Below are 22,958 nucleotides of genomic sequence, written 5' to 3'. Positions count from 1 at the left end.
GTCAGTCCTCGGGATCGTCGGACTCGCAGACCCAGGCGGCGGCGGCGATCAGCACGGCCCAGCCGACGAACACCGCCGTGGGCAGCAGCGGCCAGCCGCCCACGGCCAGGCCGCGGTCCCACAGCGCCAGCAGCGGGAAGTTCAGCAGCAGCCAGCCCGCCGCGAACAGGGCCACCAGCCGGGGCGTGCGCGCGGAGGGTTTCATGACCGTCGGCCGGGGCTAGAGCGAGGCGAGGTGGAAGCGCTGGCGCAGCAGCGCGCGCAGGCGGCCGACGATGGCCATCGCGTCCTTGAGCTGGTCGCGGTCCATCGTGCTCAGGTCGGCCGGCCGCACCAGATTGCCGGGCGCCTGGCCGGCCGCGCGCTGGCGCATCTGCTGGCGCAGCTTCAGGCCCATCAGGTAGTGCAGCGCCTCGAGCAGGTCGCGCCCGAGCGGCTCGTCGAGCTGCTGCAGCGCCACCAGCGCACGGATGCGCTCGGCGGTGCCGCTCTCGCGAACATGGTGGCGCAGCGCCAGGGCGCGCATGCCGTGCACGATGGGGAAGGTGCCGAGCTTCTTCAGGTCCAGCGGCTGGTCTTCGGCGCGCGTGGTCAGCCGGGTCCACCAGCTCGGGGCCTCGTCGAACTGGTCCGCCGCAGCGGCGAAGCGCGCAAGGAAGGCGTCGCTGCCGGTGAGCACCTGGTCGAGGTGGTCGCGTGCCTGCGCCAGCAGGGAGGCGTCGCCGGCCACGGCGGCGGCGTCGAAGAAGATCGCCAGGTGCATCGGCCCCTGCGGGTCGGCGCCATGGACCCAGCCGCGCAGCGTCTCGCGAAAGCGCGCCAGCGGCGCGCACCACAGGGGGTGGGTCAGCATGATGCCGCCGGGGCAGGGCGGGTAGCCCAGCTCGGCCAGGGCGCCGTTGAAGCGCGCGGCGATGGCGTCGAGCCCCGGCACCTCGAACCCGTCGCGCAGCAGCAGCGCGTTGTCCTGGTCGGTCTTGAGCAGCTGCTCGCCGCGGCCCTCGCTGCCCATCACCAGCAGGCAGCTCGCGGCCACCAGCTCGGGCGGCGCGACGAGCGACCAGGTGCGCGCGAACAGGCGGCGGTTCAGGTCGCCCACCAGGCGCGCGATGCGCTCGATGCGAATGCCGCCGTCGTGCATCAGGGCCAGCATGGCGTCGATGCGCGCCGCGGCGGCCTTGAGCTCGGGCAGGCCGGCTGCGTCGTCGATCTGCAGTGCGATCAGGTGCGAGTGGTTGGCCACCAGGCTGACCAGGTCGAGCTGGCCGAGCACGCCCAGCACCTGGTCGCCGTCGCGCACCAGCAGGCGGTGCACGCGGTGGCGCACCATCAGCCAAAGCGCCTCGTACAGCGGCGCGTCGGGCGACACCTCCACCAGGTCGAAGCGCGCCACGTCGCGCACCGGCAGCGCCGCGGGCGACACGTCGCGCAGCAGCGCGTCGCGCAGGTCGGTGGTGGTGAACATGCCCAGCCGCTCGCGGCCGTCGCGGGTGTCGCGCACCAGCGCGTTGGTCAGGCCGCGCGCCGACAGCTCGCGGCACACCGACACCAGGTCCAGCGCACCGTCGACATAGCAGGGGGCGCGCACGAAGGCGTCGCGCACGCGCGCCGTGGCCAGCGACAGCATCTCGCGCTGCGGATCCTGTGCGGTGGGTTCGGACATGGCGGGGCCGTCGGGCGGTTCTTCAAGCAAGAAGGGACTGCAGGCAGTGTGCCTGCAGTCCCGTGCGCGGACTTGATGCAGTTCGGGGTCGGGACTCAGTGCCCCGACGCGCCGTCGGCGCCGATGCCGGTCTCCGAGCGCACCTGCTGGGCCATGAAGCCGGCGCGGTCCTTGGCGGCGCGGCCGCTGCGGTCCATCAGCGACACCACCCAGATGGTGACGAAGGCGATCGTCATCGAGAACAGCGCCGGCGAGGTGTAGGGGAACAGCGCCGAGCCCTTGGGGTTGCCGAGCGTGGCTTCCCACACCGACGGCGACACCACCGTGAGCACCACCGAGCTGATCAGGCCCAGGAAGCCGCCGACCACCGCACCCTTGGTGGTGCAGTCCTTCCACAGCACGCTCATGAAGAGCACCGGGAAGTTGGCCGACGCGGCGATCGCGAAGGCCAGCGACACCATGAAGGCGATGTTTTGCTTCTCGAACGCGATGCCCAGCACCACGGCGACGATGCCCAGCACCACGGTCGTGATGCGCGACACGCCCAGTTCGGCCTTGCTGTCGGCCTTGCCCTTCTTGATCACCGTGGCGTAGAGGTCGTGCGACACCGCCGACGCGCCGGACAGCGTGAGGCCGGCCACAACCGCGAGGATGGTCGCGAAGGCCACCGCCGAGATGAAGCCGAGGAACACGTTGCCGCCCACCGCGTTGGCCAGGTGGATGGCGGCCATGTTGCCGCCGCCGAGCAGCGCGCCCTTGGAGTCCAGGAACTGCGGGTTGGTCAGCACGAAGCTGATGGCGCCGAAGCCGATGATGAAGGTCAGGATGTAGAAGTAGCCGATCCAGCCCGTGGCCCACATCACCGACTTGCGCGCTTCCTTGGCGCTGGGCACGGTGAAGAAGCGCATCAGGATGTGCGGCAGGCCGGCGGTGCCGAACATCAGCGCCATGCCGAAGCTGATGGCCGAGATCGGGTCCTTGACGAAGCCGCCGGGGCCCATGATCGACTGGCCGAGCGTGGCCGCCTCCTCGGCGGGCTTGCCGCCCTTGGTGGCGAGGTCGGTCTTGATCTTCACCGCCTCGGCGAACATCGCCTCGGGCGAGAAGCCGAACTTCAGCAGCACCATGAAGGCCATGAACGAGGCGCCGCCCAGCAGCATGATCGCCTTGATGATCTGCACCCAGGTGGTGGCGGTCATGCCGCCGAACAGCACGTAGACCATCATCAGGCCGCCGACCAGCACCACGGCGATCCAGTACTCCAGGCCGAACAGCAGCTTGATCAGCTGGCCCGCGCCCACCATCTGCGCGATCAGGTAGAACGCCACCACGACCAGCGTGCCCGATGCGGCGAACATGCGCACCGGCGTCTGCTCGAAGCGGAAGGCGGCCACGTCGGCGAAGGTGAACTTGCCCAGGTTGCGCAGCCGCTCGGCCATCAGGAAGGTGATCACCGGCCAGCCGACCAGGAAGCCGATCGAGTAGATCAGGCCGTCGAAGCCGGAGGCCATCACCGCCGCCGAGATGCCCAGGAAGGACGCCGCCGACATGTAGTCGCCGGCGATCGCCAGGCCGTTCTGGAAGCCGGTGATGCCGCCGCCGGCGGTGTAGAAGTCCGCGGCGCTCTTGGTGCGCGCGGCGGCCCACTTGGTGATGAACAGCGTGAACGCGACGAACACGCCGAACATGCCGATGGCCGTCCAGTTGGTGGCCTGCTTGTCGGCCTGTCCGAGGTCGGCACCGGCCGACCACGCGGCCACGGACACGCCCGCCAGGGTGCCCAGCGTCAGCAGCTGACGCGACAGGGAATGGATCCGGCTCATTTCAGCACCGCCTTCGTGATGGCTTCGGTCAGGTCGTCGAACTCGCTGTTGGCGCGGCGCACGTAGAACGCGGTGATCAGCACGGTGAAGACGATGACGCCGAAGCCGAGAGGGATGCCCACGGTCATCACGCCGTCGCCCAGGCGCTGCGCGAGGAAGGGCTTGTTGAAGGCCACCAGCAGGATGAAGCCGTAGTACACGACCATCATGGCCAGCGTGAGCCACCAGCCGAAGCCGGTGCGCTTGGCGCGCAGTTCCTGGTATTTCGGGTGGCTGGCGATCCGGGTTGCCAGGTCTTCGTTCATGTCGTCTCCTGTCGGTGCGGCGGGGACTCCGTCGCGAGGCGGCATGATTGGCCGGCGCTCTGACCCTGCTCTGACGCGAAACCAACCGCGACTGACATGAAACTGAGCCGAAACTGACAGCGGCCGAAGCGGCGCCGATAATCGGCCGTCCTCCACACGAGCCCGCCATGCCACGCCACACCAAGATCGTCGCCACCCTCGGCCCCGCGTCGTCCTCGCCGGAGGTGATGCAAAGACTCATCGCCGCGGGGGTGGACGTGGTGCGGCTGAACTTCTCGCACGGCACCGCACAGGACCACATCGACCGCGCGGCCATGGTGCGCGCGGCGGCCGACCAGGCCGGCAAGGCGGTGGCCATCATGGCCGACCTGCAGGGCCCGAAGATCCGCGTCGGCAAGTTCGAGGGCGACAAGACGATGCTGCGGCAGGGCCAGCGCTTCACGCTCGACGCCAACCGCACCGAGCTCGGCAACAACGAGGCCGTGGGTCTGGACTACAAGGAACTGCCGCGCGACGTGAAGCCCGGCGACACGCTGCTGCTCAACGACGGGCTGCTGGTGCTGACGGTGGAGGACGTGGCCGGCGACAAGGTGCAGACCGTCGTCAAGGTCGGCGGCACGCTGTCCAACAACAAGGGCATCAACAAGCAGGGCGGCGGCCTGACCGCGCCCGCGCTCACTGCCAAGGACATGGAGGACATCAAGGTCGCGATGAGCTTCCAGGCCGAGTACGTGGCGGTGAGCTTCCCCAAGAGCGCCACCGACATGGAGATGGCGCGTCAGCTGTGCAACGTGGCCGGCGAGCCCTGGCGCCACAAGCCGGGCCTGATCGCCAAGATCGAGCGCAGCGAGGCGATCCCCGCGCTGGAGCAGATCCTGCGCGCCAGCGACAGCATCATGGTTGCGCGCGGCGACCTCGCCATCGAGGTCGGCAACGCGGCCGTGCCGGCGCTGCAGAAGCGCATGATCAAGATGGCGCGCGCGCTGGACAAGACCACCATCACCGCCACGCAGATGATGGAGTCGATGATCGTCAACCCGGTGCCCACGCGCGCCGAGGTCAGCGACGTGGCCAACGCCGTGCTCGACGGCACCGACGCAGTGATGCTGTCGGCTGAGTCCGCCGCCGGCAAGTACCCGGTGGAGACGGTGGAGGCCATGGCCCAGATCTGCCTCGAGGCCGAGGGTGCCGACGAGGTGCGGCTGGACGCCGACTTCAGCAACAAGCAGTTCGGCCGCATCGACCAGAGCATCGCGATGGGCGCGCTGTTCACCGCCTACCACCTGGGCTGCAAGGCCATCATCGCGCTCACCGAGAGCGGCTCCACCGCGCTGTGGATGAGCCGCTACAACAGCCACACGCCGATCTTCGGCCTGACCTCGCAGGTGGTGACGCAGCGCCGCATGGCGCTGTACCGCAACGTGCGGCCGATGCTGATGCCCAACTTCGGCGACCGCGACCAGGCGCTGGCCGCGGCCGAGAAGATCCTGGTGTCGCGCGGCGTGCTGATGCCCGGCGACACCTATGCCATCACCTGCGGCGAGCCGATGGGCTACCCCGGCGGCACCAACATGCTCAAGGTCTGCCGGGTGGCCTGACCGTGGGCCCCGGCCGGGGAGCCGGGTGTCAGGCGGCGCGCACCGCGTCGATCATGCGCACCACCGGCGCCGCGGCGCCGCAGACCTGTGCGCTCCAGCCCGGCTGCTGCGCGGGCAGCACGCGGAACAGCTCGTCGGCGAAGCTGTGGCCCACGGCGTCCACGCCGGCGAAGTCCAGTTCGGCAATGCCGAAGCTGCCCAGCCGGGCGGCCACGCGGCGCGCCTGCGCCCGCGAGTCCAGCGCGGTGCCGGCGTCGCACAGCAGCCGCAGCGGCACGCGCGTGCGCTCCAGGCCATAGCCCTGGCCGTCGGCGCTGGCCGAGCGCAGCACCTCGTCGAGCGTGCGCGGCGTGTCCAGCGCCAGGCCCACGAACACGGCGGTGCCGCGGTCGGCCGCGGCGCGGGCGGGCTGCCAGCCGGCCGCGGCCGCATGGCGGAAGCCGTGCTGGTTGGCATGCAGGTCGAGCATGTCGGCCAGGCGGGCGGTGTAGAACAGGCCGCGGCCGGCATGGCGCTCGGGCTGGCTCGTCAGCCGGCCCTTGGCCAGCTCCAGCATCGCCAGCGCGGCGTCGTCGATGCCGTGCGCCTGCTCGATGCGCTGGAACAGGCCCACGCCGTCGTCGGACACCAGCAGCTGCAGGTGCAGTGCGGTCTGGCGCATCGACACCGCCACGCAGGTGCCCCCGCTGTGGTCGACGGCGTTGTTGAGCAGTTCCATGAAGGCGTGCTGGGCCAGCCGGGCCACGTTGGGCCGCAGGTCGAAGGCGGGCGCGAAGTCGCGCGTCCAGGGCCGGTCCTCCTGCAGGCCGTCGAGGCGGTAGCGCTGCATCACCTGGCGCAGCACGCCCGGGCGCCAGTGCGGCCGGCGCGGCGTGCCCGAGCGCTCCAGCCAGCCCAGGCCGGCCAGGCGCGCCAGCCACTGCCGGGCGGTGCGCAGCGAGCATCCAAGGCGCTGCGCGACCACGCGGTCGAGGTCGGCCGGGTGGTCGAGCGCGGCACGGGTGATCCAGGCCGTCAGCGCGGGCAGCGTGGCAGGCGAGCGGTCGGCAAGGGGGGCGGCGGTCATGGGAACTCCCGGCAGCAGGGGTCGATGCAGGGTCCAGTGTGCGATCGTGGGGCCCCTGCTTGAGTGGGAATACACGGGCAAGGGCCTGCCATTTCCGGTGAAAGGCGATGCCCGGCGCCTAAACTCCGGCCTCGAAAACCCTGATCCGTAACCGGCCCGTAACCGCCCCTTCCCGGAGTCCTCCATGCCTCTCGTTTCCATGCGCCAGCTGCTCGATCACGCCGCCGAGCAGGGCTACGGCATCCCGGCGTTCAACGTCAACAACCTGGAGCAGGTGCAGGCCGTGATGACCGCCGCCGCCGAAGTGGGTGCGCCGGTGATCCTGCAGGCCAGCGCCGGGGCGCGCAAGTACGCCGGCGAGGCCTTCATCAAGCACCTGATCCTGGCCGCCGTGGAGCAGTACCCGCAGGTGCCGCTGGTGATGCACCAGGACCACGGCCAGAGCCCGGACGTGTGCGCCGGAGCGATCAAGCTCGGCTTCTCGTCGGTGATGATGGACGGCAGCCTGGAAGCCGACGGCAAGACCATCGCCAGCTACGACTACAACGTCGATGTCACCCGCAAGGTGGTGGACATGGCGCACCGGCTGGGCATCACCGTCGAGGGCGAGCTCGGCTGCCTGGGCTCGCTCGAGACGATGAAGGGCGACAAGGAGGACGGCCACGGCACCGACTCGACGATGACCCGCGAGCAGCTGCTGACCGACCCCGAGCAGGCGGCCGACTTCGTCAAGCGCACGCAGCTCGACGCGCTGGCGATCGCCATCGGCACCAGCCACGGCGCCTACAAGTTCACCCGCAAGCCCACCGGCGACATCCTGGCGATCGACCGCATCAAGGAGATCAACCGCCGCATCCCCAACACCCACCTGGTGATGCACGGCAGCTCCAGCGTGCCGCAGGACCTGCTCGAGCAGATCCGCCAGTACGGCGGCCGCATGAAGGAGACCTACGGCGTGCCGGTCGAGGAGATCCAGGAGGCCATCAAGTACGGCGTGCGCAAGATCAACATCGACACCGACATCCGGCTGGCGATGACCGGCGCGGTGCGCAAGTTCATGGCCGAGAACCCGGAGAAGTTCGACGCCCGCGAATGGCTCAAGCCGGCGCGCGAGGCCGCCTACCGCATCTGCAAGGAGCGCTACCTGCAGTTCGGCTGCGAGGGCCAGGCCGGCAAGATCAAGCCGCTGTCGCTGGACGACGTGGCACAGCGCTACGCCAGCGGCGCGTTGGCCCAGACGGTGGTCTGACGCGCAAGGGCCGGGCCGAGGGGCGCTGACTAGAATCGGCGCCATGCCCGAGGCCCTGCTGCAGTCGAACCTGAAGTCCTTGCCGCTGCTGGCGCGCGGCAAGGTGCGCGACAACTATGCTGTCGGCGACGACCGGCTGCTGATGGTGGCCAGCGACCGCCTGTCGGCGTTCGACGTCGTCATGGGCGAGCCGATCCCCGGCAAGGGCGAGCTGCTCACGCGCATGGCGCTGTTCTGGTTCGGCCGCCTGGCGCACGTGGTGCCCAACCACCTCACCGGCGACGACCCCGAGAGCGTGGTCGCCCCCGACGAGCGCGCCCAGGTGCGCGGCCGCTCGATGCTGGTCAAGCGCCTGAAGCCACTGCCGATCGAGGCCGTGGTGCGCGGCTACCTCGCCGGCAGCGGCTGGAAGGAGTACCAGCAGTCGCAGTCGGTATGCGGCGTGGCGCTGCCGCCGGGCCTGGTCAACGCGAGCAAGCTGCCCGAGCCGATCTTCACGCCGGCCACCAAGGCCGAGGCCGGCGCCCACGACGAGAACATCAGCTTCGAGCAGGCGGCGGCGCTGATCGGCCGCGACCTGGCCGAGCGCGTGCGCGCGGTGTCGATCCGCCTCTACAGCGAGGCCGCGGCCTATGCGCTGACCAAGGGCATCGTCATCGCCGACACCAAGTTCGAGTTCGGCCTGGACGCCGACGGGACGCTGACGCTGATGGACGAGGTGCTCACGCCCGACTCGTCGCGCTACTGGCCGGTAGAAAGCTACCGCGAGGGTGGCAACCCGCCCAGCTACGACAAGCAGTTCGTGCGCGACTGGCTCGAGGCTGCACGCGTGGACGGCCAGCCCTGGGACAAGCGCGCGCCCGCGCCGGCCCTGCCCGCCGACGTGGTGGCACGCACCGCGGCCAAGTACCGCGAGGCGCTCGAGCGCCTGACCGGCTGAGGCCGCACCGCGCCATGGCCACCGTCCCGCGCTCGCGCCTGCTGGCCACCCTGGAAGCGGCCATCAAGAGCGCCGCCAACCCGATCGAGGCGCAGTGCCTGCGCGCCGAGCGCGCGGCGCTGCTGGCGCGCCAGGGGCAGCTCGAGCGCGCGCGCGGCGCGATCGACGAGCTCAACGCCCAGCTCGCCTGGCAGCCGGCCAACCACATGCTGCGCGGCTGGGTCGCGCTGGCCGAGGGCCTGCACGGCTACTACAGCGTGATCGGCCGCGACGCGCAGGACACCATCGAGCTGGCCTACTCGCTGGCCGGCAACGGCGGCCCGGCCGCGGCGCGGCTGCGTGCCACTGCGGCGGCGTGGCTGGCCAACATGGCGTTCGCCAATGGCGGCACCACGCGCGTGGCCGAGCTGGTGCGCGAGGCGCTCGACGGTGCCGCGCCCGACCATCACGGCGCGCGCGCCCGCGCCGCGCTGGTGGCCGGCTACGCCTACCACTTCGGCGGCCAGCCCGACGCCGCGCAGCGCTGGTACGAGGCGTCGCGCCGGCATGCCATCGCCGAGGGCGACGAGGCCCACCTGTCGGCGCTGATGCACAACCAGGCCTGGATGCGCGCCAGCCTCGCGCGCATGGCGCTGCTGTTCGAGGGCGAGAAGCGCGACCCGGGCTCGGTGACGCAGGCGCTGATGGGCGCCGAGTCGATCGGCCACTACGACGCCGGCATCGGCACCGCGTCGCTCGGCTCGCTGGTGCCGATCCTGCGCGCGCAGGTGCTCACCGCGCAGTGCCGCTGGGCCGACGCGCTGGCGCTGTTCGACGCCAACTTCGACGCCGCGATGGCCGAGGGCCTGAAGCGCATCGCGCCCTGCCTGCTGGCCGACCGCGCCTGGTGCGAGCTCAACCGCGGCCAGCCCGAGCGCGCGCGCGCCCTGGCCGGCGCCGCCGAGCAGGCCCTGGCCGACCCCTGCGACACCGACGACCGCGCCATGGCCCTGGCCCGCCTGGCCCAGGTGCGCGAAGCCCTCGGCGAAGCCGGCCTCGCCGCCCAGCACCAGGCCGAAGCCCAGCGCCTGCACGCCTCCCACCGCGAGCAGCAGCAGCGCATCGTCGCTGTCCTCGACGAAGCCCTCGCCGGCATCGATCCGACAAAGGTGTAGGCGTCGGCGAGCAAGGCTCGCATACGCGCCAATCTCACGAGGCACCGCGGCGTGCGAGGGCCGCGAAGCCGGCCCCCCAACCAGCAGGCGCTGCGGATCCGGCTCCGCCGGTCCGCCAGCGCCGCCCCCCTGGGGGGGAGCGCCGAAGGCGCAACGGGGGGGACGTCAGAACAACGCCATGCTCAACTTGCGCCGGTACGCGTCGACCACCGGGTCGCCGGCCGGCGCCGCGGCCTTGCCGGTGAGTTCGAGCGTGCTCTTGGCGTCGCCCGCGGCCGGCTTGGGCGCCGGCTTGGCCATCACGGTGAGGATGGCCACGTAGGTGCGCCGCGCCAGGTTGTCGTTCCAGGCCTTGTCGCGCATCACGATCTCGAGCAGCTCGTCCATCGCCTCGGTGAAGCGGCCGGCGGCGAAGTGGCACTGCGCCAGCTCGTGGCGGGCGTCGAAGTCGCGCTTGTTGGCGGCGATGGCGGCGGCCAGCGCCTGCGGCGTGCGCGCGCCGGCCGCGGCGCGCTGCGCGGCGATCCACAGCGCCAGCGCCTCGAGCCGGGCCTCGGTGGCGGCCTTGCGCGCCACGGGTTCGAACGCGGCCTGCGCCTGGTCCAGCGCGCCGCGCTCGAGCAGCAGCTTCACGTAGTCGTAGCGGGCGTCGTCGTTGGCCGGGTCGATCGCCACCGCCTGCTGCAGCTTGGCCAGCGCGGCGTCGGCGTCGCCCTCGGCGATCAGCGCCTCGGCTTCGCCGACCTCGGCCTCGGCCTCCATTTCGTCGGCGGTGGGCACGTGCTTGTCGAGGAAGGCGCGCACCTGGCTCTCGGGCAGCGCGCCGACGAAGCCGTCGACCGGCTGGCCCTGGTCGAACAGCACGCAGAACGGGATCGAGCGCACGCCGAAGGCCTGGCTCAGCTGGCCGGCGATCTCGGGCTGCTCGTCGCTGTTGAGCTTGGCCAGCCTGAAGCGGCCGGCGTAGGCGACCTCGAGCTTTTCCAGCACCGGGCCGAGCACCTTGCACGGGCCGCACCACGGCGCCCAGATGTCCAGCAGCACCGGCTGCTGCATCGACGCGGCGATGAGTTCGTCCTGGAAGTTCTGGATGGTGACGTCGATCATGGGCGCTTCGGGCAAAACGGTCAGATGAAGCGTGCCACCTACAATTCAAGCCATGAACGAGGCGCAACCGCGGGTGGGTGTGGTGATGGGTTCGGCCAGCGACTGGCCGACCCTGCAGCACGCGTCGGCGATTCTCGCCGAGTTCGGCGTGCCGCACGAATGCAAGGTGGTGTCGGCCCACCGCATGCCGGACGACATGTTCGCCTATGCCGAGGCGGCGCGCGGGCGCGGCCTCGTGGCCATCATCGCCGGCGCCGGCGGCGCGGCGCACCTGCCGGGCATGCTGGCGGCCAAGACGCCGGTGCCGGTGCTGGGCGTGCCCATCGCCAGCCGGCACCTTCAGGGCGTGGACTCGCTGCATTCCATCGTGCAGATGCCCAAGGGCGTGCCCGTGGCCACCTTCGCCATCGGCGAGTCGGGCGCGGCCAACGCGGCCCTTTTCGCGGTGGCGATGCTGGCCGTCAACGACCCGGCCCTGGCCGGGCAGCTCGACGCCTTCCGCGCGCGCCAGACCGAGGCGGCGCGGGCGATGTCGGCCCAGCTCAAGTGAAGCCGCTGCTGCCGGGCGCCACCGGCCCCGACGGCCGTCCGGTCACGCTTGGCGTGATGGGCGGCGGCCAGCTCGGCCGCATGTTCGTGCAGGCGGCGCAGGCCATGGGCTACTTCACCGCCGTGCTCGACCCGGACAAGACCAGCCCCGCGGGCCTGGTGGCGCACTACCACATCGACGCCGACTACACCGACGAGCAGGGCCTGGCGCAGCTGATGCAGCGCTGCGCCGCGATCACCACCGAGTTCGAGAACGTGCCCGCGCCTGCGCTGATGACGCTGGGCGCGCACCGCCCGGTGGCGCCGGCCGGCGAGTGCGTGGCCGTGTGCCAGGACCGTGCCGCCGAGAAGCGCCACTTCGTGCGCAGCGGCGTGCCCTGCGCGCCGTTCGCCGTCGTCGAGACCGAGGCCGACCTGGCGGCGGTGCCCGACGCGCTGCTGCCCGGCATCCTGAAGACGGCGCGCCTGGGCTACGACGGCAAGGGCCAGGTGCGCGTCGCCGACCGGGCCGCGCTGGCCGCTGCCTGGGGCGAGCTGCGGCGGGTGCCCTGCGTTCTGGAGCAGCGCCTCGCGCTGGCCGCCGAGCTGTCGGTGATCGTGGCGCGCGGCGCCGACGGCGCCATGGTCGAGCTGCCGGTGCAACGCAACCTGCATCGCGACGGCATCCTCGCCGTGACCGAGGTGCCCGCGCCCGGCATCGACGCCGAGCTGCAGGCCGTGGCGGTGGCGTCGGCCCGGCGCCTTGCCGACGGCATGGGCTACGTGGGCGTGCTGTGCGTCGAGTTCTTCGTCGTCGACGCCGGTGGCGGCCGACTGTCGCTGGTGGCCAACGAGATGGCGCCGCGGCCGCACAACTCGGGCCACTACAGCGTCGACGCCTGCGACGTGTCGCAGTTCGGGCTGCAGGTGCGCTGCCTGGCCGGCCTGCCGCTGCCCGTGCCGCGGCTGCATTCGCCGGCGGTGATGCTCAACCTGCTGGGCGACCTGTGGTTCGGTGCCGACGGCCGCGAGCGCTCGCCCGACTGGGCCGCGGTGCTCGCGCTGCCCGGCGTGCACCTGCACCTGTACGGCAAGGCCAGCGCCCGTCGCGGCCGCAAGATGGGCCATCTCACCGTCACCGGCGCCGACACGGCCGGCGCGCGCGCGGTGGCGCTGCAGGCGGCGGCGCTGCTGGGCCTGCCCGCGTTCTGACCATGCGCCTGGACGGCAGCGACCCCGGGGCCGTCGCCCGCGCCGCCGACCTGCTGGCCGGCGGCGAGCTGGTGGCGTTTCCGACCGAGACGGTCTATGGCCTGGGCGCCCGGGCCGACGACGACGCGGCCGCGGCTCGCATCTTCGCGGCCAAGGGCCGGCCGGCGGACCACCCGCTCATCGTCCACGTGGCCGACGCGGTCCAGGCCAAGCGGTTCGCTGCCGAGTCCGGCTGGACGCCGCTGGCCGATCGCCTGGCCGCCGCGTTCTGGCCCGGCCCGCTGACGCTGATCGTGCCGCGCCGCGAGGGCCTGGCCGGCGTGGCGGCCGGCGGCCAGGGCAGCATCGGCCTGCGCTGCCCCGCGCATCCGCTGGCGCAGGCGCTGCTGCGCGAATGCGCGCAGCGCGGCGTGTCCGGCGTGGCCGGGCCGAGCGCCAACCGATTCGGCCGGGTCAGCCCGACCACCGCGGCCCACGTGGTCGACGAGTTCGGCGATGCACTGGCCGTGCTCGACGGCGGCCCGTGCGAGGTGGGCATCGAATCGGCCATCGTCGACTGCACGCGCGGCCGACCGGTGCTGCTGCGCCCCGGCGCGATCCCGCGCGAGGCGCTGTCGGCCGCCGCCGGCGAGGCCGTGGGCGACCCGGACGGGCAGGCGCCGCGGGCCTCGGGCACGCTGCCGGCGCACTACGCGCCGCGCGCCACGGTGCGTCTGATGCCGCCGCGCGCGCTGGAGGACGCGGTGGCCCTGTGGGTCGAGGCCCGGGCCGCGGCCGGGCAGCGCGCCGGGGCGCCGTCGCCCCTGGCGGTATATTCGCGCACGGTACGCGTGCCGCGCGGCGCCGCCGCCGCGGGACTGGTGTGGCACACCATGCCCGACACGGCCCGCGCGGCGGCATTCGAGCTGTTCGGCGTGCTGCGCGATTTCGACGCCCGGGGCGTCGGCCTGATCTGGGTCGAGCAGCCGCCCGCCGGCAGCGACTGGGACGGCGTGCGCGACCGACTCGAGCGCGCGGCAGCCGCCGCCCGACCTGCCTGACACTGGAGTCCTCATGAGTTTCCGTCTTCCGTTGCGCAAGGGCCTCGCGGCCGTGGCGACCCTGTTCGTGCTGGCCGGCCTCGCCTCCTGCGGCGGCGGCGGGCAGGTCGTGCCGTTCGACCCGGACCGCATCCTGGCCTTCGGCGACGAGCTGTCCGTGATCCGCACCGACGGCAACAAGTACTCGATCAACGCGTTCCGGATCACCGACTCGACCACCACGCCGCCCACCGAAAGCACGACCGAGACCGACTGCACGCGCAACCCGATCTGGATCCAGACCGTGGCCACCACCTTCGGCCTAGCCTTCGACCGCTGCCTGGGCAGCGCGACCACCGCGTCCGGCCAGGTGCTGGCGCAGCCGGGGCACAAGGTGGCCGACCTGCCGGCCCAGATCGCGGCCGTGCAGGGCGCCGCGCTCGGCGAGTCCGACCTGGCCGTGGTCATGATCGGCATGAACGACATCCTCGAGCTGTACGCGCGCTACCCGACCAGTTCGCGCGACACGCTCATCGACGAGGCGCGGGCCCGCGCCACCAGCCTGGGCAACCAGATCAACGCCCTGGCCCAGTCGGGCCCGGCGGTGGTCGTGCTGACGGTGCCCGATCTGGGCCTGACGCCCTATGCGCGGGAGCAGAACACCTCCACCGGCGATGCCACCCGCTCGGCCCTGCTGACGGCGCTGACCTCGGCGTTCAACAACCGCATGAGCGTGACGCTGATCAACGACGGCCGGCTGATCGGCCTCGTCTACGCGGACATCGAGACCCAGAACATGGTGCGTTTTCCCGGCACGTTCAGCCTGACCAACGTGGTCGACTCGGCCTGCCTGGGCACTGCGCTGCCGCCGGCGTGCACCACCGCGACGCTGGTCACGGGCGCCACCTCGGCCGGGTACCTGTGGGCGGGGCCGCTGCAACTCGGGCCCACCGGGCAGGCCCGGCTTGGCGCCGTGGCAGCGTCCCGCGCGCGCTCCAACCCCTTCTGAACCTTCGCGGCATCCACCAGCCGAGCGCGTTCCTGGAGAGCGCCCCCCAAACGGGCATTCGACGGGGTTAACCCGGCTCGGGGCGGCTGGCGGGCCCCCGTATAGTTCCTCGGCACAGGCCTGGGCCGCCGTCATCGGCGACCACCTCGGCCCGTCCACACACCAAGCAGAACGTACCGAAGGAGCTAGCACCATGTCCACCCGTCGCCGTTGGCACCTGTCCGCCCTCGCCGCGGTTGCCGCGCTCGTCGTTGCCGGTTGCGGCGGCGGCAGCGCCGATGCGCCGGTTGCCTCGCGAGTCATCGCGTTCGGCGACAGCCTGAGCGACATCGGCGCCTACACGCCGGCCACGCAGATCCCGCTCGGCCAGGCTGCGGGCGTGCCGCCCTTCTTTGGCGGCAAGTTCACCACCAACAGCCATACCGGCTATACCGCCACCAGCAACAGCAGCACGGCCAACACCTGGGTCGAGTGGGTGGCCGCTCGCGTGGGCGTGCCGATCACGCCGCACGAGGTGGGCTTCGGTCCCACGCCCAACCGCGTCAAGTGCCCGGCGGCGGCGAGCAACCCGGCCCTGGCCGGCAGCTGCACGGGCTACGCCCAGGGCGGCTCGCGCGTCACCAGCCCGGCCGGCATCGGCAACCCCAACGGCAACGGCATCAACGGCACGAGCCCCGCGCCGATGACGATCCCGATGGTGCAGCAGGTGGCCGACCACCACACCCGCTTCAACGGCTTCACGGGCGACGACCTGGTGTTCGTGTTCGGCGGCAACAACGACATCTTCGTGCAGTTCGGCCTCGTCGGCGCCGCGGCCATCACGCCCGCGCAGGCGACCACGGCGGTGCAGGCCGCCGCCACCGAGCTGGCCACGCTGGTGCGCAACCAGATCATCGGGCGCGGCGCCAGCCGCGTGGCCGTGATGACGCTGCCCGACGCCTCGGTGGCACCCGGCTTCAGTGGCTTGGACGCCACCAGCCGCGGCCTGCTGAGCTCGCTGTCGGCGGCGTTCAACACCACGCTGGTCTCGGCGCTCGACGGTTCCGGGGCCCGCATCATCGACGTGCGTGCGCTCAATGCCGCCGTGATGGCCAACCCCTCGAGCTTCGGCCTGACCAACGTCACCCAGTCGGCCTGCGACCCGACCCGCGTCAGCGCGGTCACCGGCGGCCGCATCACCGACGGTTCGTCGCTGTTCTGCAATGCCGCGGCGGCCTCGGCCTTCGTGGCCCCGGTGCCCAACCTGAACACCCTGCGCACCGGCGCCAGCGCCAGCACCTGGCTGTTCGCCGACGGCGTGCACCCCACCACCGGTGGTCATCGCGTCCTGGCCGACCAGGTCATCAACGCGATCAAGGGCTTCGGCTGGGTGCCTGAGAACCTCTGATCATTGCCTGCCGGCGGCCTGCGGGCCGCTTTGCCGCCAGGGCCGGCCCGTCGCAAGACGGCCGGCCTTTGCACTTCAGGGGTCGCGGCGGTGCCGCCGCGACAGGCGCAGCTTCATCAGCAGGATCGCGCCGGACAGCGTCAGCGTCACCAGGTTGGCCACCACCAGCGGCCACGACCGGATCAGCACGCCGTACACCAGCCACAGCGCCACGCCCGACACCATGGCCGCGTACATGCCCAGCGACACCCCGCTGACGTCGCGCGTGCGGAACACCAGCCAGGCCTGAGGCGCGAAGCTCAGCGTGGTGAGCGCCGCTGCCACGTAGCCGATGGTCTCGATCATGGGCGCTTCGTTCAGGGGCGCGCGCCGGCGGCGCGCGGGTTGAGGTCATTCATCGTCCACTGCACCAGCGCGTCCAGCGCCGGGCGTGCCGCGTTGGCGTTGGGATGGTTGATCACCGCGACCAGCACATAGCGCCGGCCGCTGGCCCCCAGCACGTAGCCCGCGACCGCGGCCACGTCGCGCAGCGAACCGGTCTTCAGGTGCGCGCGGCCGGGCACCGCGCGCGAGCGCCGCAGCGTGCCGTCCAGCCCGGTCACCGGCAGCGAGGACATCAGCTCCGACATCACCGGGCTCGACCAGGCGCGCTGCAGCAGGTGCGCCAGCAGCCGAGCCGGCATGCGCGTCTCGCGCGACAGGCCCGAGCCGTTGTCGATCACCACGCCGTCCAGCGACTCGCCCAGGCGCTCGGCCAGCCAGCGCCTCAGCGCCTCGCGCGCGTCCTCGGGCGACGCGCGCAGGTTGCCGCTGCGCTGCAGTGCCAGCGTCAGGAAGAGCTGCTGCGACATCACGTTGTTGCTGAACTTGTTGATGTCGCGCACCACCTCGGCCAGCGGCGGCGACACCAGCTCGAACAGCGGCGGGCCCGATGGGGCGGCGCCCTCGCGCACGACGCCGCCGAGCTTGCCGCCGCTGGCGCGCCACAGCGTGGCCAGCAGGCCCCGCGTGTAGGTGCGCGCGTCCACATGCGCCAGCGGCCAGGCGCGCTCGCCGCAGGCGGCGGGGTAGCTGCCTGCGAAGCGCAGCCGTGCCGGGTCGGTCAGGTTGGCCTTGAGCGCGCCGCGCCAGTCGCCGCAGGCGTCGGTGGACAGCGGCACCGTCGCGTCGACCGCGATGCCGTCGAGCGCGGGCTCGGCGGTCACCGTGGCCACGCCACGCGCCGGGTCGGGCGTGAAGGTGTAGACCACCGCGCCGAGATTGAGCAGCAGGGCCTGCGGCCGCACGTTGTAGGGGCGCAGCGGCTCGTTGTCGAAGTCCCCCGGCGAACCCTCGGGCAGCACGAAGGCCGACTGGTCGACGACGATGTCGCCGCGGATCTCCTGGACGCCCATCTGGCGCAGCTTCTGCATCGCCAGCCACATCCGCTCGAGCGTCAGCTTCGGGTCGCCGCGGCCCTGCAGGTGCAGCGGGCCGTCGATCACGCCGGCCACCAGCGGCGCCCCGAACCACACCGGCGTCTTCCAGGTGAAGGCCGGGCCCAGCTCGTCGAGCGCGGCATACGTGGTGAGCAGCTTGACCACCGACGCCGGGTTCATCGGCCGTTGCGCGTTCAGCGACACATGGGTCGTGCCGCTGCCCACCTCCTGCACCACCACCGCCAGCGCGTCCTGCGGCACGCGTTCCCTGACCAGCGCCTGCTCCACCTCGGGCGGGAGGTTGCGCTGGGCCGCCACGGGCGCGGCCAGACACATCAGCAGCAGGAACAGGGCGCGTCGCATCGGCGGGAATGATCGCATGGGTGCGCCGATACACTGGCTGCATGCCCCCGTCCGACGCCCCCTGCCTGCTCGCGCTCGACAGCGCGACCGAGCGTGTCGCGGTCGCGCTGGTGCTCGGCGAGCGCCACTGGTGCGCTGAGGAGCCGGGCGGCGCGCGGGCGTCCGAGCGCCTGCTGCCGATGGCCTTCGGGCTCCTCGCGCAGGCCGGCATCGACGGCCGCGCGGTGCAGGCCGTGGCCTTCGGGCGCGGTCCCGGCGCGTTCACCGGGCTGCGCACCGCCTGTGCCGTGGCGCAGGGCCTCGCCTTCGGCTGGTCGTGCCCGGTGCTGGCGCTGGACAGCCTGGCGCTGGTGGCCGAGGACGCGCGGGTCGCGCTGACCGCGGCCGATCCGACGCTGTGGGTCGCGATGGACGCGCGCATGGACGAGGTCTATGCCGCGCACTACCGGGCGCTGGCCGACGACTGGCAGCCGCTGCGCGAGCCCGCCCTGTGGACCCTGCCTGCGCTGCAGGCGGCCTGGGACGACGCGCCGCCGCGCTGCGTGGCCGGCACCGCGCTGGCGGCCTACGAGGGCCGGCTGCACGCCGGCACGGCGCGCCGCATGGACGCCTGCGCCAGCCGCGGCGACGCGCTGGCGCGCCTGGCGCGTGCCGCCTGGGCACGCGGCAATGCCGTCGACGCCGCGCAGGCGCTGCCGCTGTATCTGCGCGACAAGGTGGCGCTGACGACCGCCGAGCGTGCGGCGCGCGGGGCGGCCCGATGAACGCGGTGCCCCGTCCGCAGGCGCTGCCCGTGCGTGCGAGGGCCATGGCCGTGGCCGACCTGGACGCGGTGATGGCGGTGGAGCAGGCGGTGTATCCGTTCCCGTGGACCCGCGGCAACTTCGTCGACTCGCTGGCGGCAGGACACGTGACCCGCGTGCTGTTCGGCGACGATGGTGCGCTGCTGGGCTACAGCGTGGCGCTGCCGGGCGTGGACGAGATGCACCTGCTGAACCTGACGGTGGCGCCCGGGGCCGAGGGGCGTGGCCTGGCGCGCGGCCTGCTCGACGCGCTGGTGGCGCGCTGCCGCGACGAGCGCCGTGCCTGGCTCTGGCTCGAGGTGCGCGAGAGCAACCAGCGCGCGCGCGCCATCTACCAGCGCTACGGCTTCGACGAGGTCGGCCTGCGCCGCGGCTATTACCCGGCCGCCGTGCGGCGCGAGGATGCGATCGTGATGCGCCTGGCGGTGTACGGCGGGGGCCAAGATGCGCTGGACTGAGCGCCAGCGCGCGATGCTCGACGCGATGGGCATCCGGCTGCTCGAGCCGCCGCCGGCTGCGTCGGACGGGCCGGCGCGCGAGCCGTCGGTGCTGCCCGTGGCGAAGGCCGAGCCGCGCCCGGCCCCGGTGCCGGACGGCCGGCCCGCCGCGCCGTCAGCGAAGGCCGTGCTCCCCGCGCAGAGCGTGCAGACCGAGCCGTCCGCGCCGACCGCGCGGTCCGCGCCGCGGGTGGCCCCGGTACCCGCGGCAGCGGTCGGCACCGCCGGGATGGGCTGGGACGCGCTGCGCGAAGCGGTGGCGGGCTGCAGGGCCTGCGGCCTGTGCGAGTCGCGCACGCGCACTGTGTTCGGCGCCGGCCACGCGCAGGCGCGGCTGATGATCGTCGGCGAGGCACCGGGCGAGCACGAGGACCTGCAGGGCGAGCCCTTCGTCGGCCAGGCCGGCAAGCTGCTGGACAACATGCTGCGGCCGCTGGGCCTGTCGCGGCATGACGACGTGCCCCCCGCGCAGCGCGTTTTCATCACCAACACGCTGAAGTGCCGGCCGCCGCGCAACCGCAACCCCGACCCGTCGGAGACTGCCCGCTGCGCGCCCTTCCTGGCGCGCCAGATCGAGCTGGTGCAGCCGCGGCTGCTGCTGGCGATGGGGCGCTTCGCCGCCCAGTCGCTGCTGGCCACCGAGGAGCCGGTGGGCAAGCTGCGCGGCAAGGTGCATCGCTGGCGCGACACTCCGGTGGTCGTGACGTATCACCCGGCCTATCTGTTACGCACGCTGGCCGACAAGGCCCGGGCATGGGACGATCTGTGCCTGGCGGCCGCCACCCTCGAGAGCACCGAATGAACAGCACCCTGTCCGGACGCATCGCCCCCGGCACCGGCTCCGGCACCGAGCCGAGCGTGCGCGAGCATGCGAGCCTGCTGCGCCTGGTGGCCAACAGCGTGCCAGCGCTGATGGCGTTCTACGACAACGAGACGCTGCGCTGCCTGTTCGCCAACGCGGGCTACGCGCGCACCTTCGGCTTCGACGAGCAGAGCGTGCTCGGGCGCACGCTCGAGGAGATCATCGGCCCGGACGCGGCGCGCTCGATCGACCCTTACGTGCGCGAGATCCGGCGCACGCACCAGCCGCAGCGCTACGAGCGCCAGCTGCCGTCGCCGCAGGGCGTGCGCTGGATCGAGGTGCAGCTGCTGCCGCACTTCGACGCTACCGGCGAGCTGTCGGGCGCGTTCGTGCTCATCAACGACATCACGCGCCACCGCGAGGGCGAGCGCGCGCTGCGCGAGTCCGAGGAGCGGCTGGCCAAGTTCATGGACGCCAGTGTCGAGGGCATCGTGTTCCACAAGGACGGCCTCGTCACCGACGCCAACCAGCCCGCGCTCGAACTCAGCGGCTACACGCTGGACGAGATGCGCGGGCGCAAGACGCTGGAGTTCATCGCGCCCGAGCACGTGCCCAAGGTGGTGGAGGTGATGACCTCGCGCGCCGAGATCGCCTACGAGAGCGCGATCCTGCACCGCGACGGCACGCGCATCCCGGTGGAGTTCATCGTGCGCAGCATCGAGCGCGGCGGCGAGCAGCTGCGCATGACGGTGGTGCGCGACCTGCGCGCCACGCAGGCCGCGCGCGCCCGCATCCACCACCTGGCGCACCACGACGCGCTGACCGGCCTGTACAACCGCACCGCCTTCATGGAGCGGCTGGACGCGCTGATGGGCAGCGGCCGCGCCGGCGACGCGCAGGGCGCGCTGCTGTTCATCGACCTCGACCACTTCAAGCGCGTCAACGACTCGCTGGGCCATCTGGCCGGCGACGTGCTGCTGCAGACCCTGGCCCAGCGCCTGACCTCGCTGCTGCGCGCCAGCGACATCGTGGCGCGCTTCGGCGGCGACGAGTTCATGGTGCTGCTGCCCGGGGCCATGCCGCTGTCCGACGTGGAGGAGGTGGCGCGCAAGCTGCTGGGCGCCGTGAGCGCGCCCGTGGTGCTGGAGGGCCGCGCGATCTCGGTCACGCCGTCGCTGGGCATCGCGCTGTACCCGCAGCACGCCGACACGCCGGCCGACTTGCTGCGCAATGCCGACGCGGCGATGTACCAGGCCAAGCGCCAGGGCCGCGCCACGCACCACCTGTACGACCCCGAGATGAGCCGCCGTGCGCTGGAGGCGCTGGAGCTCGAGACCCAGCTCACGCGCGCGATCGAGCGCAACGAGTTCGTGCTGCACTACCAGCCGCAGGTGCGCGCCGCCGACGGCCGGCTGGCCGGCTGCGAGGCGCTGATCCGCTGGCGCCACCCGGTGCGCGGCCTGGTCGAGCCCGACCAGTTCGTGCCTTTGGCCGAGCAGCAGCGCCTGATCCTGCCGATCGGCCAGTGGGTGCTGCGCGAGGCCGCGTTCGCGGCGCGGCGCTGGCGCGACGCGGGCCGGCCGCTGCCGGTGTCGGTGAACCTGTCGTCGCTGCAGTTCCGCGACACCGCCTTCGCCGACAACGTGGCGGCGGTGCTGGCCGAGGCCGGCATCCCCGGCACCTCGCTGGAAGTCGAGATCACCGAGCGCATGCTGATGGACGACCTGGACGCGGTGCGCGACACGCTGGCGCGACTGAAGGCGATGGGCGTGCGCGTGGCGATCGACGACTTCGGCACCGGCTACTCGTCACTCGGGCACCTGAACCAGCTGCCGATCGACCGCATCAAGATCGACCGCAGCTTCGTGCACGGCCTGCCCGACCACGCCGGCAATGCCGCCATCGCGCGCGCCATCATCACGCTGGCCGCCAGCCTCGGCCGCGAGGTGGTGGCCGAGGGTGTCGAGACCGACGCGCAGCGCGGCTTCCTGGTCGCGCTGGGCTGCCACCAGCTGCAGGGACTGCTGTTCGGCGCCCCGACCGAGGGTGCGCCGTTCGCGCCCGTGCCGTGACGCCGGGCGCGCTGCCGCATCGATGACGACGCCGGCCGCCCCCTCGCCGGGCGAGCGTCAGCTCGCCTTCGCGCTGATCTTCCTCGCCCCCGCGCTGTGGAGCGTGAACTACCTCGTGGCGCGCTGGGCGCCGGGCGTGATTGCGCCGCACATGCTGGCGCTGGCGCGCTGGGGCGTGGCCGCGCTGCTGCTGGGGGCCTTCTGCTGGCGCGAGCTGCATGCCAAGCGCTCGGCCATCGCCGCCGAGGGCTGGCGTTTCCTCGTGCTGGGTGCACTGGGCATGTGGATCTGCGGCGCCTTCGTCTACATCGGCGGCCGCCACACGACGGCGGTGAACATCGGGCTCATCTACGCCATGTCGCCGGTGCTGATCGCGCTGGCCTCGTCGTGGTGGCTCGGCGAGCGCTTCGGGCCGCTGCAATGGCTGGGCGTGGCACTGGCGGTGGGCGGCGTGGTGCACATCCTGATCCGCGGCCACTGGCAGGCGCTGGCCGACGTGCGTGTCAACCCGGGCGACCTGTGGATCGCCGTCGCGGCGGTCGCCTGGACCTTCTACTCGCTGCTGCTGCGCGCCTGGCCCTCGGCCTTCGGCGGCCTGGCGCGGCTGACCCTGATCGCCGCCGGCGGCGTGGTGGTGCTGGTGCCGTTCACGGTGTGGGAGGCGCTGTACTGGCTGCCGTCGACGCTGTCGTGGCGCAGCGTCGGCCTGGTGCTGGCCGCGGCGCTGCTGCCCGGGGCCGCCGCCTATGCGGCGTACTCGTTCATGCAGCGCGTGCTCGGCGCCGCGCGCGTGGCCATGGTGCTGTACCTCGGGCCGATCTACAGCGCGGGCATCGCGTGGCTGGTGCTGGGCGAGCGCGTCGAGCCGTTCCACCTCGTCGGGGCGGCCTCGATCCTCGGCGGCATCTGGCTGTCCACGCGGCGCTGAGCCGCGGCGCGCGCG

General features: G+C 72.5%; 22 protein-coding genes. 14 read left to right on the top strand and 8 right to left on the bottom strand.

Going from position 1 to position 22,958, the window contains the following annotated elements; all coding sequences use genetic code 11:
* Nucleotide 1: 1 nt before the first annotated feature.
* The 4 genes from AC2EAQ_RS08570 to AC2EAQ_RS08555 all read right to left on the bottom strand — a co-directional run bounded on the left by AC2EAQ_RS08570 (nt 2) and on the right by AC2EAQ_RS08555 (nt 3,791).
* Nucleotides 2-205 carry a hypothetical protein gene (locus tag AC2EAQ_RS08570; RefSeq protein ID WP_484642151.1) on the bottom strand — a complete coding sequence of 68 codons (204 nt, stop codon included), beginning with the start codon at nt 203-205 and terminating at the stop codon, nt 2-4.
* 15 nt (nt 206-220) lie between these two features.
* Nucleotides 221-1,663 carry a putative nucleotidyltransferase substrate binding domain-containing protein gene (locus tag AC2EAQ_RS08565; protein WP_484642147.1) on the bottom strand — a complete coding sequence of 481 codons (1,443 nt, stop codon included), beginning with the start codon at nt 1,661-1,663 and terminating at the stop codon, nt 221-223.
* 95 nt (nt 1,664-1,758) lie between these two features.
* Nucleotides 1,759-3,486, bottom strand: coding sequence for a cation acetate symporter (locus AC2EAQ_RS08560; RefSeq protein WP_484642144.1), 1,728 nt, complete (start codon nt 3,484-3,486; stop codon nt 1,759-1,761).
* Nucleotides 3,483-3,791 carry a DUF485 domain-containing protein gene (locus tag AC2EAQ_RS08555; protein WP_484642141.1) on the bottom strand — a complete coding sequence of 103 codons (309 nt, stop codon included), beginning with the start codon at nt 3,789-3,791 and terminating at the stop codon, nt 3,483-3,485. Before AC2EAQ_RS08555 ends, AC2EAQ_RS08560 begins: the two co-directional genes overlap by 4 nt.
* Before the next feature lie 167 nt (nt 3,792-3,958).
* Between AC2EAQ_RS08555 and pyk the strand changes: the two genes are divergently transcribed.
* Nucleotides 3,959-5,389 (top strand): pyruvate kinase, encoded by a 1,431-nt coding sequence (pyk, locus tag AC2EAQ_RS08550; protein WP_484642138.1) that lies wholly within the window; start codon nt 3,959-3,961, stop codon nt 5,387-5,389.
* A 28-nt stretch (nt 5,390-5,417) separates the two neighbouring features.
* Here pyk and AC2EAQ_RS08545 read toward each other — a convergent pair whose 3' ends face one another.
* Nucleotides 5,418-6,455, bottom strand: coding sequence for an STAS-like domain-containing protein (locus AC2EAQ_RS08545; protein WP_484642135.1), 1,038 nt, complete (start codon nt 6,453-6,455; stop codon nt 5,418-5,420).
* 184 nt (nt 6,456-6,639) lie between these two features.
* On the opposite strand from AC2EAQ_RS08545, the gene fba reads away from it, so the two are divergent.
* The 3 genes from fba to AC2EAQ_RS08530 are packed head-to-tail and all read left to right on the top strand — an operon-like array spanning nt 6,640 to nt 9,798.
* Nucleotides 6,640-7,704, top strand: coding sequence for a class II fructose-bisphosphate aldolase (fba, locus tag AC2EAQ_RS08540; RefSeq protein WP_484642132.1), 1,065 nt, complete (start codon nt 6,640-6,642; stop codon nt 7,702-7,704).
* A 43-nt stretch (nt 7,705-7,747) separates the two neighbouring features.
* Nucleotides 7,748-8,644: a phosphoribosylaminoimidazolesuccinocarboxamide synthase gene (locus AC2EAQ_RS08535; RefSeq protein ID WP_484642129.1), complete on the top strand. Its 897-nt coding sequence runs from the start codon at nt 7,748-7,750 to the stop codon at nt 8,642-8,644.
* A 14-nt stretch (nt 8,645-8,658) separates the two neighbouring features.
* On the top strand, nt 8,659-9,798 hold the full coding sequence (locus tag AC2EAQ_RS08530) for a hypothetical protein (protein WP_484642126.1): 1,140 nt from the start codon (nt 8,659-8,661) through the stop codon (nt 9,796-9,798).
* Between the two features lie 165 nt (nt 9,799-9,963).
* Here the strand turns inward: AC2EAQ_RS08530 and AC2EAQ_RS08525 are convergent, their stop codons facing one another.
* Nucleotides 9,964-10,905 carry a tetratricopeptide repeat protein gene (locus AC2EAQ_RS08525; protein ID WP_484642124.1) on the bottom strand — a complete coding sequence of 314 codons (942 nt, stop codon included), beginning with the start codon at nt 10,903-10,905 and terminating at the stop codon, nt 9,964-9,966.
* A gap of 52 nt (nt 10,906-10,957) precedes the next feature.
* On the opposite strand from AC2EAQ_RS08525, the gene purE reads away from it, so the two are divergent.
* The 5 genes from purE (at nt 10,958) to AC2EAQ_RS08500 (ending at nt 16,060) form a co-directional block, all read left to right on the top strand.
* On the top strand, nt 10,958-11,455 hold the full coding sequence (gene purE / locus AC2EAQ_RS08520; protein WP_484642120.1) for a 5-(carboxyamino)imidazole ribonucleotide mutase: 498 nt from the start codon (nt 10,958-10,960) through the stop codon (nt 11,453-11,455).
* Between the two features lie 56 nt (nt 11,456-11,511).
* Nucleotides 11,512-12,645, top strand: a complete 1,134-nt coding sequence (locus AC2EAQ_RS08515; protein WP_484642777.1) for a 5-(carboxyamino)imidazole ribonucleotide synthase — start codon at nt 11,512-11,514, stop codon at nt 12,643-12,645.
* Between the two features lie 2 nt (nt 12,646-12,647).
* Nucleotides 12,648-13,685, top strand: a complete 1,038-nt coding sequence (locus tag AC2EAQ_RS08510; protein ID WP_484642117.1) for an L-threonylcarbamoyladenylate synthase — start codon at nt 12,648-12,650, stop codon at nt 13,683-13,685.
* A gap of 13 nt (nt 13,686-13,698) precedes the next feature.
* Nucleotides 13,699-14,673 (top strand): SGNH/GDSL hydrolase family protein, encoded by a 975-nt coding sequence (locus AC2EAQ_RS08505; protein ID WP_484642114.1) that lies wholly within the window; start codon nt 13,699-13,701, stop codon nt 14,671-14,673.
* A gap of 193 nt (nt 14,674-14,866) precedes the next feature.
* On the top strand, nt 14,867-16,060 hold the full coding sequence (locus AC2EAQ_RS08500) for an SGNH/GDSL hydrolase family protein (protein ID WP_484642112.1): 1,194 nt from the start codon (nt 14,867-14,869) through the stop codon (nt 16,058-16,060).
* Nucleotides 16,061-16,135: 75 nt separating this feature from the next.
* Here AC2EAQ_RS08500 and AC2EAQ_RS08495 read toward each other — a convergent pair whose 3' ends face one another.
* Nucleotides 16,136-16,405: an SWEET family sugar transporter gene (locus tag AC2EAQ_RS08495; RefSeq protein ID WP_484642110.1), complete on the bottom strand. Its 270-nt coding sequence runs from the start codon at nt 16,403-16,405 to the stop codon at nt 16,136-16,138.
* An 11-nt stretch (nt 16,406-16,416) separates the two neighbouring features.
* Complete coding sequence (gene dacB / locus AC2EAQ_RS08490; protein WP_484642108.1) at nt 16,417-17,841, bottom strand: D-alanyl-D-alanine carboxypeptidase/D-alanyl-D-alanine endopeptidase; 1,425 nt, start codon at nt 17,839-17,841, stop codon at nt 16,417-16,419.
* Nucleotides 17,842-17,882: 41 nt separating this feature from the next.
* On the opposite strand from dacB, the gene tsaB reads away from it, so the two are divergent.
* From tsaB to AC2EAQ_RS08465, 5 genes are read left to right on the top strand one after another with little or no spacing between them, the layout of a single operon-like run.
* Nucleotides 17,883-18,605 (top strand): tRNA (adenosine(37)-N6)-threonylcarbamoyltransferase complex dimerization subunit type 1 TsaB, encoded by a 723-nt coding sequence (tsaB, locus tag AC2EAQ_RS08485; protein WP_484642106.1) that lies wholly within the window; start codon nt 17,883-17,885, stop codon nt 18,603-18,605.
* Nucleotides 18,602-19,102: a ribosomal protein S18-alanine N-acetyltransferase gene (gene rimI / locus AC2EAQ_RS08480; RefSeq protein ID WP_484642103.1), complete on the top strand. Its 501-nt coding sequence runs from the start codon at nt 18,602-18,604 to the stop codon at nt 19,100-19,102. Before tsaB ends, rimI begins: the two co-directional genes overlap by 4 nt.
* The gene (locus AC2EAQ_RS08475; RefSeq protein ID WP_484642100.1) at nt 19,089-19,943 is read left to right on the top strand and encodes a uracil-DNA glycosylase; all 855 of its coding nucleotides are present in this window, start codon (nt 19,089-19,091) and stop codon (nt 19,941-19,943) included. The genes rimI and AC2EAQ_RS08475 overlap by 14 nt, the downstream gene beginning before the upstream one ends.
* The gene (locus tag AC2EAQ_RS08470; protein ID WP_484642098.1) at nt 19,940-22,015 is read left to right on the top strand and encodes a putative bifunctional diguanylate cyclase/phosphodiesterase; all 2,076 of its coding nucleotides are present in this window, start codon (nt 19,940-19,942) and stop codon (nt 22,013-22,015) included. The genes AC2EAQ_RS08475 and AC2EAQ_RS08470 overlap by 4 nt, the downstream gene beginning before the upstream one ends.
* A 22-nt stretch (nt 22,016-22,037) precedes the next feature.
* On the top strand, nt 22,038-22,943 hold the full coding sequence (locus AC2EAQ_RS08465; protein WP_484642095.1) for a DMT family transporter: 906 nt from the start codon (nt 22,038-22,040) through the stop codon (nt 22,941-22,943).
* Nucleotides 22,944-22,958: the final 15 nt, after the last annotated feature.

The sequence above is a fragment of the Aquabacterium sp. T101 genome, from assembly GCF_057219775.1.
The sequence above is the reverse complement of the archived record's forward strand: the minus strand, read 5'-3'. Positions and strand labels throughout refer to the sequence as shown.

Bases quoted from the DNA above. Each gene is read 5' to 3' on its own strand.
- AC2EAQ_RS08570 (WP_484642151.1), bottom strand. From the start codon at position 205: ATGAAACCCTCCGCGCGCACGCCCCGGCTGGTGGCCCTGTTCGCGGCG.
- AC2EAQ_RS08565 (WP_484642147.1), bottom strand. From the start codon at position 1,663: ATGTCCGAACCCACCGCACAGGATCCGCAGCGCGAGATGCTGTCGCTG.
- AC2EAQ_RS08560 (WP_484642144.1), bottom strand. From the start codon at position 3,486: ATGAGCCGGATCCATTCCCTGTCGCGTCAGCTGCTGACGCTGGGCACC.
- AC2EAQ_RS08555 (WP_484642141.1), bottom strand. From the start codon at position 3,791: ATGAACGAAGACCTGGCAACCCGGATCGCCAGCCACCCGAAATACCAG.
- pyk (WP_484642138.1), top strand. From the start codon at position 3,959: ATGCCACGCCACACCAAGATCGTCGCCACCCTCGGCCCCGCGTCGTCC.
- AC2EAQ_RS08545 (WP_484642135.1), bottom strand. From the start codon at position 6,455: ATGACCGCCGCCCCCCTTGCCGACCGCTCGCCTGCCACGCTGCCCGCG.
- fba (WP_484642132.1), top strand. From the start codon at position 6,640: ATGCCTCTCGTTTCCATGCGCCAGCTGCTCGATCACGCCGCCGAGCAG.
- AC2EAQ_RS08535 (WP_484642129.1), top strand. From the start codon at position 7,748: ATGCCCGAGGCCCTGCTGCAGTCGAACCTGAAGTCCTTGCCGCTGCTG.
- AC2EAQ_RS08530 (WP_484642126.1), top strand. From the start codon at position 8,659: ATGGCCACCGTCCCGCGCTCGCGCCTGCTGGCCACCCTGGAAGCGGCC.
- AC2EAQ_RS08525 (WP_484642124.1), bottom strand. From the start codon at position 10,905: ATGATCGACGTCACCATCCAGAACTTCCAGGACGAACTCATCGCCGCG.
- purE (WP_484642120.1), top strand. From the start codon at position 10,958: ATGAACGAGGCGCAACCGCGGGTGGGTGTGGTGATGGGTTCGGCCAGC.
- AC2EAQ_RS08515 (WP_484642777.1), top strand. From the start codon at position 11,512: ATGGGCGGCGGCCAGCTCGGCCGCATGTTCGTGCAGGCGGCGCAGGCC.
- AC2EAQ_RS08510 (WP_484642117.1), top strand. From the start codon at position 12,648: ATGCGCCTGGACGGCAGCGACCCCGGGGCCGTCGCCCGCGCCGCCGAC.
- AC2EAQ_RS08505 (WP_484642114.1), top strand. From the start codon at position 13,699: ATGAGTTTCCGTCTTCCGTTGCGCAAGGGCCTCGCGGCCGTGGCGACC.
- AC2EAQ_RS08500 (WP_484642112.1), top strand. From the start codon at position 14,867: ATGTCCACCCGTCGCCGTTGGCACCTGTCCGCCCTCGCCGCGGTTGCC.
- AC2EAQ_RS08495 (WP_484642110.1), bottom strand. From the start codon at position 16,405: ATGATCGAGACCATCGGCTACGTGGCAGCGGCGCTCACCACGCTGAGC.
- dacB (WP_484642108.1), bottom strand. From the start codon at position 17,841: ATGCGACGCGCCCTGTTCCTGCTGCTGATGTGTCTGGCCGCGCCCGTG.
- tsaB (WP_484642106.1), top strand. From the start codon at position 17,883: ATGCCCCCGTCCGACGCCCCCTGCCTGCTCGCGCTCGACAGCGCGACC.
- rimI (WP_484642103.1), top strand. From the start codon at position 18,602: ATGAACGCGGTGCCCCGTCCGCAGGCGCTGCCCGTGCGTGCGAGGGCC.
- AC2EAQ_RS08475 (WP_484642100.1), top strand. From the start codon at position 19,089: ATGCGCTGGACTGAGCGCCAGCGCGCGATGCTCGACGCGATGGGCATC.
- AC2EAQ_RS08470 (WP_484642098.1), top strand. From the start codon at position 19,940: ATGAACAGCACCCTGTCCGGACGCATCGCCCCCGGCACCGGCTCCGGC.
- AC2EAQ_RS08465 (WP_484642095.1), top strand. From the start codon at position 22,038: ATGACGACGCCGGCCGCCCCCTCGCCGGGCGAGCGTCAGCTCGCCTTC.